Origin of the sequence: Pseudomonas sp. SWRI154 (assembly GCF_014268645.1) — a bacterium.
GTDB lineage: Bacteria > Pseudomonadota > Gammaproteobacteria > Pseudomonadales > Pseudomonadaceae > Aquipseudomonas > Aquipseudomonas marvdashtae.
This window is the reverse complement of record NZ_JABWQW010000005.1, coordinates 48,591-63,888: the sequence shown is the minus strand read 5'-3', so window position 1 is coordinate 63,888 and position 15,298 is coordinate 48,591. Positions and strand designations below refer to the sequence as shown.

Sequence of the window (15,298 nt, the reverse complement as noted above, 5' to 3'; positions counted from 1 at the left end):
TCAATGTCGACGAGCAGTCGCAAGACGGTTGTGCGCTGTTTATACTTCGCCCCTCTGAACGATAACCTCTCTCAATTCGCGGTCACGGATGAGTCAATGATTCCCAGCCTTGCTCCGCTGTTCACCGGGCCGCTCGCTGCCTTTGAAGAAAAACTGCAACTGCGCAGCCATCCGCGCACCGATCTACAGGCCGCCGTGTTCTTCCAGCACGAGACGTTCAGTGCATTCGTCGACGATCTGCTGGCACGCTACAAGACCGATGAGCGTCTGGCCTTGGTGTCGCTGTGGTCCAAGTGGTATTTCAGTACCTTCCTGGCGCCAGTGATGGCCGCCAACCTGCTCCAGCAACGGGACCTGCCGCTCGCCCTGGCTGATGTCGGCCTGAAACTCGGCGATGACGCCAGGCCGCAAGCCCTGCATTTGCGCGACGATGGCCAGATACTCCTCCAGTGCACGGCCTTCGAGCGGTTCCATACGCTCGTCGAATGCCATCTGGAACCCGTCATCGAGATCCTTGCCAGTGTCAGCCGGGCATCGCCCCGGTTGTTCTGGAGCAACGCCGCCAACACCTTTGAGTTCGTCACCACGCGGATCGAACTGCACCCCCTGGCTGATGCCTTCAGCACCCTGCCGGCCAGGGAAATCCTCACTGCCCGGCTACGTCCCGAAGGCCGGCGCAACCCTCTGTTCGCGCCCGTGCGGTACCAAGACATCGGCGAGGACGAACCGCAGCGCCTGAGGCGCATCTGCTGCATTCGCTACCGTCTTCCCGGTGTCGGCTATTGCAGCAGTTGCCCACTCGATGAATCCAAGCGGCAGGACCAGCACGGCTGAGTGCCCCCATCAGTTGACCAACTGAAAAGGGTTCTCCGTGGCCCGGTCGTAATCGACGAGGTGGCCGTAATCGAGCCGATAGACCCGATCCGCCACGTCGAAATAGCGATCGTCGTGGGTGATGGCGATCACGGTCTTGCCGGCCGCTTTCAGCTCGGGCAACAGCTCGTTGTAGAACACATGGCGAAAGACCGGATCCTGGTCCGCAGCCCATTCGTCGAGCAGGAACACTTCACGGCCTTCCATCATCAGCAACAGCAAGGCCAGGCGTTTGCGTTGGCCCTGGGACAAGGCCGTGGTCGACAACCGTCCGGCGGCAAATTCGACCTTGTGGGCCAATCCGAGGCGCTCAAGATAATGATCCACTCGTGCCTCAAGCCCTTCATGGTCGCCCGCCTCGCCCAGCACGTCAGCGAACAGGTAGAAGTCGGCAAAGATGGCGGCGAAATGTTCCCGGTGCCATTCACTGGTGCTGGCATCAAGCGCTACACCATTGAGTGAAATCTCTCCGGACGCGGGCACGTAGAGCCCAGTCAGCAGCTTGGCCAGGGTCGATTTGCCGCTGCCGTTGCCCCCCACGATGAAAATCAGCTCGCCGCGGCGAATCGTCAGGTCGATCGGTCCCAGCTCAAACGCAAACTCGTCGTTCTTGCCGGCATAGCGGTAGCGCACGTCCGACAGACGCAGTTCGCGGAAAGGTTGCGCCGCTTGTGCGGGGGTCTTGAACTCCACCGTCTCGCCCAATGCCAGGGCGTCGATGGCCTGCAAGGCGACATGACCACGTATGACCGCGGGAATGGCGTCGAGGATCATCGAGATCGGCGTGCGCAGGAACATGATCGCCAACACGTAGCCGACCACCACCTGCTGGTTGAGCAACCCCAACCCCTGGCCGAGGAAAAACAGTGTGCCGATCAACATGAACACCAGCAGCGTCGTCCAGTTGAGGTTCACCGCCCACAGCGTATCGGCGCGTACCGATGCGTCCAGCGAGGCCCGCGCGATGGGTTCGAGCTTGTGTTGATAGAGCAAGTGCCGGCGCTCCCGGCTCAGGCCCAATTCGCAGCGCCCCTGGATCGTGGCTTCGAACTGCTCGGCCAACTGGTCGTCCTGCTGCCGGACGGCCTGCATCAAGGTCTTGACCTTGCGCCCCAGCAACACATCGAGACCAACGCCAGCGGCGATCACTGCCAGCGTCAGGACAAAGAACGGCAGGCTCAACCAGGCCATGTAGGCCAATCCCGCCAATAGCAGCAAGCCGTTGTACAAGGAAATCGGCAACTGCTTGAACGCCGTGGCGACAGTGGTCACGTCTTTGGTCAGCGCGTTGTAGATACGCGGGCTGCCGAGCCGCTCGATGCGTTCCAGCGTGGTTCCCAGTACCTTGCCCACCAGCCGCAGGCGTAGTTGATACACCAGGCGATGGCCGATCTGCACCAGCAACCACTGCGAGGTGACACCGCTGATGAACAACAGGACCAGCAGGCCACCGAACAGCAGCACGCCGCGACCGAGGTCGTCCAGGCCTTGCTCCAGGCAGCGGTTGATGTAGCCGATCAGGCCAATACTGGTGGCCGCGCTCAAGGCACTGCTCAGCACCGCGAGGAAAATGCGCCATCGCGCGTTATGCAGCAGTTCTTTCAATAACATCATGGGACCGGCACCACCTTGGCAGAGGTTTGCAACAGTAAAGGCAGCAGGTGTTCGACCAATCGCGGGTCGCCGAGCATCTCATGATGCCCCACGTCCAATGTCCACTGGCTGACAGGTTGGCGAGCATGGCGTTGCCACTGCGCGCGTAAATCCCCATGGGCATTACCGCGCCAGAGCCAGACCGGCACATCGACGGTCGGCAAGGCCTGCTCGTACAAGCGGGTCTTGATCGCGCGATATTGCGCCATCAACGCCAGTAATTCTGCGTCGGCTGCCTCCCACTGCAAGTGAGCGCGCACCTGCTCATCGTCGAGCAACCGGGCGACACCCTCGGCATAGTCAAGGCCGGCCAACAGGCCCGTCAACCGCTCCCTTAGCGACTCGCCGAGCGGCTGCGCGTGGCTGCGGCAATAAAAAGCGAAATCGGCGATCAACTGCCCGGCTTCATCGCCCTCGCCGGCCAGGCTACGCTGAGCATCGTGATCGAGCACCACCAGCCCTTCGACGCTAAAGCCACTGGCTTGCAGATGCGGCACCAGCAGCAAGGCCAGGCGTGCGGCCAGGCTCCAACCCAACAACACTAACGGGCGCTGTTTGAGCCGCGCCGGGATACTCGCCACGTATTGCCGCAACAGCGCGTCCATATTCCCGTGGGTCCAGCCGTCTTCAACGGCGGAGAGGCCAAACACCGCGACTTCGCCGCGCAGGTTATCGACCAGCGGTTGGTACGCCTGCAGATGCCCTTGCGCGCCATGCACCAGCAACAAGGCCGGCGCATGCGGATCGGCATCGTTCAGGACTTTCCACGGACCGCCACCGACCTCGCCCAGGCCTCGGACAAGATCGCGCACCGTATGCCGTTCGAACAGCAGGTTGGTCGGCAGGTTGAGGCCCAGTTGTTCGCGGATCAGCGACACCACTTTGATCGCCGCCAGCGAATGTCCGCCGACGTTGAAGAAGTTGTCGGTCACGCCGAGGTCGTCAACGCCCAGCACATCGCACCAGATGCCGAGGACGGCTGTCTCCAGCTCGCCAACTGGCGCCACGCGGGTATGCTGCAAGCGTTGCCGGGCGCGTTCGAGCAGGCTCTTGCGGTCGAGCTTGCCGTTGCTGTTCAGCGGCATGGCCTTCAAGGCAAAGATACCGCTGGGCAGCATGTAGTCCGGCAACTGGCGAGCCAGGCAGGCGCGCAGTTGATCCGTTCCTTGCCAGTGGGCGTCATCGCTAACCACAAAGGCCAACAACCGCCCGTGATCACCTTCACCGTCCAACAGCACAGCGGCCTGTAAGATGCCAGGCTGAGCCAGCATCGCTTGCTCGACCTCCGCCAACTCAAGGCGGAACCCGCGGATTTTCACCTGCTGATCGTTGCGCCCCAAAATGCGCAAAGCCCCGTCGGCCTGGCGCAAGGCCAGGTCGCCGGTACGGTACAGACGATTGCCGCTGGCAGGATCGACACCGAAGGCACCGCCGCCGACATCGCCTACATAACCCCTGCCGACGCTGGCGCCACTGATGCATAGCTCACCAGCCTGACCGGATGGCACCGGCCGTTGCTGCTCGTCGAGCAAATGAACGCGGTTATCACCCAGCACCTGGCTCAACGCGCAACCGCTCCCGCCTTGCTCCAGATCGATTGCCCGCCACAACACACCGACGGTGGTCTCCGTCGGACCGTAGTGGTTGTAAAGACGGCAGGTCGATTCAGCCTGTGCCAGACGTGTCAGCAGCGCCTCGCCAATCGGCTCGCCGCCCAACACCAGGACTTGACGTGGAAGCACATCGGCAGCCTGCTCGCCCATCAAGGCTTCGAGGTGCGACGGGACGATTTTCAGCACGTCCAACGGGTAACGCCGAAGCTCTTCGGCAAAGGCCTGTGCGTCGGTCACCGTCGACTGTGCGAGTACATGCACGCAACCGCCCTGCAGCCAGGCCGGGAACAGCACGGTATTGCCCAGGTCCGCTAGCAACGAAGACACCAACCCGTAATGCCCGCCCTCGGGCAACTGCAGGGCGCGGGTTACTTGGGTGGCGTAGTGACGCAATTGCCCCTGTTCGATCTGCACGCCTTTGGGTTTGCCGCTGGTGCCCGAGGTATAGAGCACGTAGGCCAAGTCTTGCGCCGTGCCGGGGACCGGCGCATCGAACGCCGGTCCGTTGCTTGCCTGCGACCAGCACAGGGTCTGCACCGACGTTTCCGGTGGCAAGTCATCCAGATGCAACAACAACGCCGGTTGGGCATCGTCGAGTATGCCGGCCAGACGCAGCGGTGGTTGTTGAGGATCCAACGGCAGATAGGCGGCACCTGCCTTGAAACAGGCGAGCATCGCAATCAGCATCTGCGCACCACGCGGCAGGTAGAGCCCAACCACCTGCTCGCGGCCCACGCCGGCCTGACCCAGGCTGCCGGCGACACGATCACTCAGGGCATCCAGTTCAGCGTAGGAAAATATCTGCTCGGCATAACGCAGCGCCGGTCGATCCGGGTGTGCCCGGGCGTGCTGGCGCAAGGTCGCAACGATGTCGAGATCCGATTCAAGGGCCGGACGCGCCGACGACGCCAGCAACTCCTCAGGCAGGCGCGCGTCAACGCTGTCAATGAGCCCGTTGGGATGCTGCACCAGTTGGCCGAGCCAATGGGCAAAACGCCGGAGCAGCGCCTGCACCTGCCCTTCGCGATACAGACCCTGATCGTAGGCCAGCGCCAACGCGCCGTTGCCATGGCCATCAAGGGTCAATTGCAGTTGCAATTCGACCGGTGTGTCGAAAGACAACCACTGCAACGCATCCAGTCGTGACACCTGCAAGACACGCAGCCCGGTCTGGAAACTGGCACGCCACTCAGGCAACAGCTGCGCCTGGCCGACGTATTCCTGCCAGTCGACGGCACTCTCCAATTGCCGGGACAATTGCCGGGCCAGATTGATCAGGGTGCTGTGCTCGGACATCTGCACCACCATCGGCAAGGTCTGCTCGAACACCCCATAGGCACCGGACAACTCCTCGTAGTTGTCCCGAGGATCATGCTGCAAACCGAGCTGGCCCTGCTGCTGTCCGTTGAGCCTGCCGAGCAAGGATCCCCAGGCAGCCAAGACCAGTTGTTCCACCGCCACGCCTTCACGATCAGCCAGTTCCGTCAGCAGTGCGGGCAGGGTCTGCGCCAGTTCCTCGCGGACAACCGCGTGACTGCCGCTGGCGACGCCGTAGCGTTCGACCAGACGCATGCCTGGGACATCCTGCAAGGCCAGGTTGCGCCAGAACTGCGCGCCCTGCTCAGCGTCTTCATCCAATTGCAGGCCATTGATCCACTCGGCGTAGTCAGCGTACTGCATGGGCTCGTCGCCAAGCGCTGCGGCACAACCCAGCATGTGCTGCTGCAAGCCGATTATGCTGCGCTGGTCCAGCGAGTAGACCGGGATCGCCAACAGCAGGTGATCATCGAGCAGCCAGGCGAGAATGTCGGGTTGTTCGGCGTGGCAACGACGCTGGGCCTCTTCAAGCCACCCTTGCGCAGCATGGCCGTCGCATGCCCGCCCATGGCGCCAGTCCAGCTGCAGCGAATGAGGCTCGATCACCCGTTGGCGCAACCCCGTGGCGCCCAGCGGGCGCTCATAACGCAGGCGCAACGCCTGATGCTGCGCCAGGCCGTCGCGCAGCCGTTGCTCGACGGTGCCCTCGGGCACGCCCGCCAATCGCATGCGCACCCAGCGCCAGGCTTGCGGATTGGCCTGGGCCAGTTGCTTCTGTTGCGGTGAAAGTGTCAGTCCAAGATCCATCATGGGGTCAACTCTGCGGAATTCTCTTCGGTCTGCGCTGGGGCAGCCATTACCTGGTGGCGGGCATAGATTTCACCCATGGCCACGACAATTTTTCGTTCGCCTTCGAACGGATCCCGGGCGTGCGCCGCGAGCATGTTATCGAGCATGACCACATCACCTTGTTGCCAGTCGAAACGCACGGCACAGCGGTCATATGCAGCATTGATGGCTTCGATGGCCGCCGGCTCGAGTTCCGAGCCGTCACCGTAGAACACCTGCCTTGGCATGGCCGCCTCACCATCACGCAAGAACTGCTCGCGGATATCGGCATCGAGAAACGCCGGGTGGTACAGCTGGATCTGGTTGAAGAAGCTCTCTTCGTCCGTCAATGGATGCAGAATCACCGCCGGGCAAACCTGGCGGGTATACAGGTCGTTGGCGCCGCGCCATTGGAATTCGATGTTGCTCTCACGGCAGATCCGCTCGACCTCGTCCCGATTTTCGGTCTGGAAGAAATGCTGCCAGCTGACGTCCAGGCTGGTGCTGAAATTGCGCACATACATCAGTTGTTTGCGCCGCAGGCTTGCCTGCAACCACGCTGGCAGTTCGCGGTAGACCTGGCGGCTGTCGACGATCGGCGTTGCGCCACCGGACGTCGCGGGTGTCTCGCAGTAGAACCACTGGCGGCGGGGCCAGCGGTGCTGATGCGCGCTTTCGTTATGAAACAGGATCATCCGGTCCTTGGGGTATGGCGTGGACTTGTAGATGTTCTTGCCGCCTTCTTTCTTCGGCAGGTCGCCGTACTGTCCATACAGTTGCGGACACAGCGCCTGGCAGAATGCCTCGAAGTCGGCCGGTGTCGGCAGATCGAAGCCACGGAACAGAATGCCGCCATGCTCGCGCAGCCACTGTTCGACCTTGTCGCGGTTGGCTTCGGCCCAGATGGCCGGGGCCAACTCACGGTCACGCAGCGAGACCAGCAAAGGAAACGTCGAGTCCTCTCGCAGCGGCCGGGCCTCGATGGGCTCACGGGTCGCCGCCGATCCGCCCTGGCGCATCTTGCCCAATTTGCTCATTTTGCGTTGCAGCGGGTTGTCCGTGGACATTGCGGCAGCTCCCTTTACAGTCGGAATCAAGGTATCGATGGGGTTGTCCGGCGCGCCGAGGACCATCTCCAGCAGCGACTCGAAGGCCTCGCGCAAACGCTCGACGGTGGCCTGACGGAACAGGCTGGTGCGATAGACCCAACGCAAGCTGATCGACTCGCCGTCTTCGCTGGCGAACAAGGCCATGTCGAACTTGGAATGGTGTTGCTCGCCGGCCAGCGGTTCGACCTGCAGATCGCCCAGCTGGCGCCGCTGACGTGGTGTGTTGTCGAGCACGAACAAGGTCTGCAACAGCGGATGGACATTGGCGACGCGCGGCAGCTCGAGGCACTCCACGACCTGTTCGAACGGCGTGTCCTGCCAGGCGAACGCTTGCAGGCAGACTTCCCGGACTTGCAGCGCCTGCTCACGGAAGCTCAACTCCGGTTGCAGGCGAATACGCAAGGCCAGCAAATTGACGAAGAAGCCGATCAGCGACTCGGTGGCCGGATGGTCGCGGTTCGCCACGTCCGTGCCGATGACCAGGTCGCGGCCTTGCGTCTCGCGTTGCAGCACGGCGGCATAGCACGTCAGCAGCAACATGAACGGCGAAGTCCCGCTGTCCCTGGCGAAGGTCTTCAGCCGACCAACCGTGGCGACGGACAGTTGGAAATCCACGGCTGCCCCGGCACCGCTGTCACGCTCCGGACGCGGAAAATCGAATGGCAATGGAACCTGCGCGGGAACGCCCGCCAGGGTCCGACGCCAGAAATCCAGGCCTTCGCGCTGACGCAACTGGACCGCGGCCGAACCTTGCCATACGGCATAGTCGACATATTGGATCGGCAACGCTTCCTGGGTCGGTAGCACGCCCCTGCTGTAAGCCTCGTAGCCTTCGATCAGCTCATCGACCAACACAGCGCCGGACCAGCCATCGGAAGCAATGTGATGCATGACCATTTGCAGCACATGATCCTGTTCGCCGAGGCGATACAGGACGACCCGCAGCGACGCCTCACTGCCGAGATCGAACGGTCGCAGCGCCATGTCACGGGCATCGACGGGCCACTGGGGCTCACTCGATGCCAGGCTTTGCAAGGCCACCGCCAATTGCGGGTGGATCCGCTGGCGTAGCTCGCCGCCGCGCTGATGATAGGTGGTACGCAGGATCGCATGGCGATCCACCAGCCGCTGCAGCGAACGTTCCAGAGCCTGGGCGTCGAGTTGCCCACGCAAACGAACATTGCTGCTCATGTTGAAACTACTGTCGGCCAGATCCAGCTGCTGCATCAACCAGACCCGTTGTTGCGCCGATGACAATGGCTGGTCGAGTCGCTGGTCAACCGTTGGAATTGTCAGCGATTCCAGATTCCGCTGACCCGCAAATTCCTCAATTCGCTCCGCCAGTTGCGCCAGCACCGGCGTTTCGAACAGCCAGCGCAGTGGCACGTCAAAGCCCTGCTCACGCAGGCGCCCACGCACCTGCGCGGCCATCAGCGAATGCCCGCCCAGCTGGAAGAAATGGCCATCGACCGGCACGTGTCGTACGTCCAGCACCGAAATCCAGATCTGCGTCAGCAGGGCCTCGCTGGCCGACAATGCGCGCTCGGTCGCTGGTGCACTGTCAGTCACCGCTTGCAGGCGTGGCAATTGCTTGCGATCGACCTTGCCATTAGTGTTGAGCGGCAGCCGCTCCAGCGCTTGCAGGTGCGTCGGCAACATGTAGATCGGCAGACGTGTCTGCAAATAGTCGCGCACAGCCGCCTCGCCAGGTGCGTTTTCAGCCTCCGCGACCCAGAAAGCCGCCAGATGCTCGCCTTGCACGGCCACGACCGCTTGCAGAACGTTGGGATGGCTAAGCAGGACGGCCTCGATTTCTCCCAGTTCGATGCGATACCCGCGCAACTTGATCTGGTCATCGGTACGCCCGAGGTAATACAGCTGCCCGTCGGGTTGCCAGCGCGCCAGATCGCCGGTGCGGTACAAACGACTGCCATGGCCACCGAATGGGTCGGCAATGAAACGCTCGGCGGTCAGCCCCGGCTGCCCGGCGTAACCCCGGGCCAGACCGTCGCCGGCGATATAGAGTTCACCCACGCAGCCTGGAGGCACTTCGCACAGGTGTTCGTCGAGAACATGACAGCGCGTGTTGAGCAGCGGTCGGCCAATCGGCGCCACCGGCAATTGCAGCGCATCGATCGGCGCGTGGGTCGACCATACCGTGGTCTCGGTCGGGCCATAGACGTTGATCAGTTGCGCCACGCACTGCTTCAGCTCGTTCGCCAATTCGGCCGACAGTGCCTCGCCACCGGCCAGGGCAACGCACCCCTTGAGCACCTGGCGATTGCCTTGCAGCAACATCGCCCAGGTAGCCGGCGTGGCCTGGATCAGGTCGACGTTGCTTTGCTCGATCAAGCGCGCGAGCAGCAGCGGATCCTGGCGTTCTTCATCGTCGGCGAGGACGACCGCGCCGCCACGCACCAGCGGCAGGCACAGCTCCAGGCCACAAATGTCGAAGGTAACCGTGGTCAAGGCCAGGTAACGCTGCACGTTTGCCAATGGCAGCGCCTGCTCCATGGCGAGGAGGAAGTTGGCGAAGTTGCCGCGACTGATCTGCACGCCCTTCGGTTGGCCGGTCGAGCCCGAGGTGTAGAGGGTGTAGGCCAACTGCCGAAGATTTCTCGGCAATCCCGGCGCCTGTGCCGCGAATTGCGCCAGCGGCAGGTCCGCCCATACGCACCCGCGCACCTGGGCAGGCCAATCGGTCGTGAGCGAATCGCAGAGCAGCAAGTGCGGCTGCGCTCGGTTGAGAATCTGCGCCTGGCGAGCAGGCGGATGGGCCGTGTCGAGGGGCAGGTAAGCGGCGCCGGCCTTCTGGATACCCAGCATGCACACTAGTAGTCGTTCATCCCGGGGCAAGCAAAAAGCGACCAGTGATTCAGGCCCGACACCCTGGGCCAGTAGCCAGCGAGCCAGGCGGTTGGCTTGGGCATCCAGCGCGGCGTAAGTCAATTGGCGACTGGCGCAATACACGGCGATGCGCTCGGGATGCACAGCGGCCTGCCCTTCAAAACGCGTCACGAAATCCGCTTCGTCTTGCAGGCCCACGACCTTGCCCGCGGTTGCCACGGTCGCAACGGAACGCAACGGGATTTCCAGCAAACGAGCGTGAAGATCGAGACCCGTCAGGCTGGCAAGTAACGCCTCGTAATCCTCCACCAACCGCTGGACGGTGTCCAAAGGCAACAACGCCGTCGCGTATTCGACGATCAAGTGGGCACTGGCCTCGGCGCCGCGCCCCCGGGTGAACAGGTTGAAGGTCAAGTCAAATTTGGCGCTCACTACCCCGCCCGGCAATGCCAACGCCTGCGCATTGATGCCAGGCAGCTTCAGGCTGCGGGAATCCTGATGATCGACCTGATAGTTGAACATCGTCTGGAACACAGGCGTGCGATCCAGACTGCGCTCGACATCCAGGACGTCCAGCAACCGCTCGAACGGCAGCGCTTGATGGGCCAGGTCCTCGGTCACTTTCCCGCTCAGGGCCTGGACAAACGATTGCAGGCTCTCGCGGCCATCGATTTGCACCCGGTGCGCCAGCGTGTTGACGAACAAACCGACCAACGCCTGGCTCTCTGCCGACTCACGTCCGGCCACTGGAACACCGACGGCGAAGTCGTTGCGTCCGCCGTGGCGCCAGAGCAGCAATTGATAAGCAGCGAAATACAGTACGAATGGCGTGACCCCAAACGCCCTGGCTCGCGCCTCGACCGCGGCACTCAGCGCGCCGGGCAAGACAAACTCGTCCCGCGCGCCGGCGTACGCCTGCGCTGCTGGCCGTGTGGATTGGCCGGGCAGTTCCAGGGGCTCGTTGCCCAGGCCTTCCAGGCGCTCCTGCCAATAAGCCAGCAACGCCCTGCCGTGTTCCCCTTCCAGCCGCTGCCGCTGTTCGTTGATCAACGGCAGCAAACCGGTTGCCGGCGGCAGCGTCCGGTCCTGATAGAGCGACGTCAGGTCCTGGACCAACAAGCCCATGGACCAACCGTCCACGGCAATATGGTGCACATTGAACAGCAGGCGGTAGTCACCGGGCGCAACCCGAAACACGTCAATGGCCAGCAATGGACCCTGCGTGAGGTCGAACGCACGCTTGGCGGCGCTGGCGATGGCCGCATCCTGCTCGGAATCAGTCAGGCCGCCGATGTCATGAACGTTGAACAGCGGCGCGGTCTTATCATCCAGGCGCTGCCAGACCTGCCCCTGCTCTTCGAAAAAGCGGCACCGCAATGCCTCATGCCGCGCCACCAGCGCCTGGCAAGCGCGTTGCAGACGAGACACATCCAGATCACCGCGCAAGGCCAGCAATTGAGTGACGTTGTAGGCGGTTTCAGCCGGGTCGAGCTGTTGCATGAACCACACCCGTTGCTGGGCATGAGACAACGGTTGTGGTTGCCCCGCGAGCTCGTTCGGGTCGGCAGTCGCAACGACGGGCACCACGGCAGCCGCAAGCACCTTGGCCAATTGCCGAGGACTTGGGTTTTCCAGCAGTTGCCGGGGCATCAGGCGCAGATTGGCCTGACGCAAGCGCGCGATCAATTGCAGGCTGAGAATCGAATCGCCGCCCATGGCAAAAAAATCCGCATCCGCTCCCAGCGCGGGTTGGCCGAGCAGCTCGCGGAAGGCCGTCAGAACCACAAGCAAGGCGGGCTCGGCGCGGCAGTCGATGCACAGCGCCATGGCCGCCAGTGTCGGGTACTGCAAGACATCGCGCGGTTGCAGCTTGAGCCCTTCCCTGGAAGCCAGGCCGATCAATTGCAAGCTGAGAATCGAGTCTGCGCCGAGGGCGAAAAAATCGTCCCCGCGTCCGACTTGAGTGCAACCAAGAATCTGGCACCACAGTTGCGCCAGACGCTGTTCGGTCGCGCCGCTCGGCTGTTCGGCGGCTTCACCGGTCGGCTCATCCGTCGCCGGCTCGGGCAATGCACGCCGGTCGAGCTTGCCATTGGCGGTCAGCGGCAAGGTGTCCAGCTCCACCCAATGGGCAGGCACCATGTGTTTCGGCAGTTGGCGCTTGGCCTCGGCTTGCAGCATCGCCAAGGCTTCGCTGGTTATCGAAGGGCTGATCCCAAGGGTGAAATACGCCACCAGTTGCCTGCGCCCTTTCACCTCGCAGGCGAGCACCGCACTTTCACGCACCTGAGGCTGGGCGTTGAGCCAGGCGCTGACCTCGCCCGGCTCGACACGGAACCCCCGAATCTTCACCTGATCGTCCTGGCGCCCGAGGAATACCAGGCGCCCGCTACGATCCAGGCGAACCCGATCACCGCTGCGATAAAAGCGCTGTCCCTGGGCGGTGCAACCGAACGCACGCGCGGTCAACTCAGGCTGACCCAGGTAGCCTTGTGCGACCTGCGGACCACCGATCAACAGCTCACCGACGACACCGACCGGTACGGACCTGTCATTGCCATCGACAATGCGCAATTCACAGCCGGACAGCGGCTGGCCCAACGGCAAATACTGGCCCGATTCGAACGCATCGGTCCCGAAGACTTCTCCACAGATCACGCCGACCGTGGTTTCCGACGGGCCATAGTGATTGAAGATGCGCAACTGCGGCGCCAACTCGTGCACCTTGGCGAACAAGGCCTGATCGAAACCCTCGCCACCGAGGATCAATATTTCCCTTGGCAATACGCGCCGGGCGTCATCCAAGGCCAGCAAGCCGCGCAAATGCGAAGGCGCGATCTTCAGGCAATCCACCGGATACTGATCGAGGAAGTCAGCCCAGCCGGGCGGATCGAAGGTCAACGACGCTGGCGGCAGGACCAGCGGGTCGCCAGCCGCGAGCGCGGCGAAAACGGACGTCAACCCCAGATCCGCGGCGACCGTCGCCAACGTCGCCCAACGGCTGCCCGGCCTGGCCTGCAAGCGCTGGCCAATTGCACTGGCGTAATGCGCGAGGTTGGCATGGGTGACCAGCACACCTTTGGGTTGGCCGGTCGAGCCCGAGGTGTAGATCAGATAGGCAGGCAACTGCGGCTGGCTGAGGCTTTCGGCCTCGCCGACACCCGCATCGACCGACCATTCGGCCGCGCTTACCACCAAGCGCGGGATGCCAACACCTGTTTCAGGCGCTTGCGCCAAGGTCACCCACAGGCTCGCGCCGCTGTCTTGCAATAGCTGCGCGAGTCGCCGGGCCGGTTGCGCCGGGTCCAGGAACAGGCAAATCGCGCCGCGCTGCCAACAGGCCAGCGTTGCCAGCAACTGTTCAGCGCAGCGCGGCATGCACAGCCCGACCACTTGCCCTGGGCCAATACCCTGCCCGGCCAGGCGCTTGGCCAATGATCGAGTGGCCACGCCGAGCGTAGCGTAATCGATGGTCTGCTCCAGGCCGCATAAAGCTTCGGCGGTCGGCGTATGCGTAGCCCAGTGCAGTACTTGCTGGTCCAACGGCAACGGGGTCCAATCCAGGGCTGGTCCTCGCAATTCGCTGGGTCGAGAAACCAGTTGCAGATCCGACAGGCGCCGCTGCGGGTGCTGCGAAGCATCCTGGAGAATCGCCAGCAGGTCGTCCTGCATCTGATCAATTGTGGACGCGTCGAACAACTCGTCGCTGTACTCCAGCTCACAGCGCAGCCGCGCGTCTGCAGTACGTACGATGCGCAGCGTCAAGTCGAAGCGCGCATGACGTTGCGGCGGGTCAAGCACCTCGACCGCGACACCGGGCAAGGCCAGGGTGCGACTTTCGGGCAAATCAACCTGGACGAACATCACTTGGAACAGCGGGCTCGAACGCGGACGCTCAAGACTTTCAAGCATATTTTCGAAGGGTAACTGTTGGTGGTCGAACGCGGCCGCGACGGTGTCACGGGTGCGCAGCAAAGCGCTGCCAAAGTCCGGGTTGTCTTGCAGGCGCTGGCGGATCACCAGGGTATTGAGCAACGGGCCAATCAACGGCGCCAGTTCCGGCCGATCACGTTGGGCCGCCGAAGTGCCCAGGCACAGGTCAGTCTCTCCGCTGTAGCGCGAGAGCAGGCAGCTGAAGGCCGTCAAGCCGTAGATATACAGCGTCACCCCTTGGTTGCGAATCGCCGTCTCGACCGCCGCTGTCAGTTGCGGCGAGAGTTCCCGGGCCAAGACCGCGCCGCTATGGCGACGTTGCGGGGCCGCGGGGCGCGGCCGGTCCAGTGGCAATGCCAGCGGTGCCGGTGCATCCACCAGTTGCTCGCGCCAGAAAGCGATCTGTTCCCGGCAGCTTTCGCTGTCCAGCCACTCGCGTTCCCACGCGGCGTAATCGGCGTACTGAATGCTCAGTTCCGGCAGCACGGTCGGCTCGTTCGAGGCGAGCGCCCGATAGACCTCGGCCAGTTCAAGGGTGAGTTGTTGGGCGGACCAGGCGTCATAAGCGACGTGGTGGATAGTGAAAAACAGCCAGGTGGATTGCTCCTGGGCATCGCTGAACGCTTGCCAGCGCCAAGGGGTCGACTGCGCCAGGTCAAAGGGTTCGGCGAGTTGGCGGGCGTACTCATCGGCGCACCATCGCTCATGCTCGGACGCTGCCATTGTCAACCGCTCGACAGAAGGCAACGGCACGTGCTGTGGCACGCAATGAGGCCGCAACTGTCCATCCGCCTCCGTGGTGTAGCGAGTGCGCAGCGTCTGGTGGCGGTCGACAACTTGCTGCATCGCCTGTTGCAAACGCTCGCCGTCCAGGCGTCCGTCAAAACGCAGCACCGAGCACAGATTGTAAAGGGCTCGGTTGCTCAGGGCTTCAGCCGACAGGAAGCGGCGCTGAGCCTGCGCCAGCGGCGTATGCTCGCCCCCGCCGAGTACGGTGGGGACGATCGGCAGGCGCCAGCTGTCGATGCCCTTCTCCGCCAGGCGCTGGCGAAAGAGCTTTTTTTTGTCTGCGGGCAAGGATGCCAGCCGCTGCGCAATCTCCAGGAAAGCTTGTTGCGTCATCGT

The 15,298-nt window shown here is 63.0% G+C and carries 4 protein-coding genes; 1 reads left to right on the top strand and 3 read right to left on the bottom strand.

Annotation, left to right across the window (positions count from 1 at the left end; translation table 11 throughout):
* The first annotated feature begins 96 nt into the window (after nt 1-96).
* On the top strand, nt 97-834 hold the full coding sequence (gene fhuF / locus HU806_RS06440) for a siderophore-iron reductase FhuF (RefSeq protein ID WP_186610592.1): 738 nt from the start codon (nt 97-99) through the stop codon (nt 832-834).
* A gap of 9 nt (nt 835-843) precedes the next feature.
* On the opposite strand, the gene HU806_RS06435 is transcribed toward fhuF, so the two are convergent.
* Genes HU806_RS06435 through HU806_RS06425 form a run of 3 tightly spaced genes read right to left on the bottom strand, consistent with a single transcriptional unit; the run spans nt 844 to nt 15,295 of the window.
* Nucleotides 844-2,487 carry a cyclic peptide export ABC transporter gene (locus HU806_RS06435; protein WP_186610591.1) on the bottom strand — a complete coding sequence of 548 codons (1,644 nt, stop codon included), beginning with the start codon at nt 2,485-2,487 and terminating at the stop codon, nt 844-846.
* Nucleotides 2,484-6,266 (bottom strand): non-ribosomal peptide synthetase, encoded by a 3,783-nt coding sequence (locus tag HU806_RS06430; RefSeq protein ID WP_186610590.1) that lies wholly within the window; start codon nt 6,264-6,266, stop codon nt 2,484-2,486. Before HU806_RS06430 ends, HU806_RS06435 begins: the two co-directional genes overlap by 4 nt.
* The gene (locus HU806_RS06425) at nt 6,263-15,295 is read right to left on the bottom strand and encodes a non-ribosomal peptide synthetase (RefSeq protein ID WP_186610589.1); all 9,033 of its coding nucleotides are present in this window, start codon (nt 15,293-15,295) and stop codon (nt 6,263-6,265) included. Before HU806_RS06425 ends, HU806_RS06430 begins: the two co-directional genes overlap by 4 nt.
* Between the last annotated feature and the right edge of the window lie 3 nt (nt 15,296-15,298).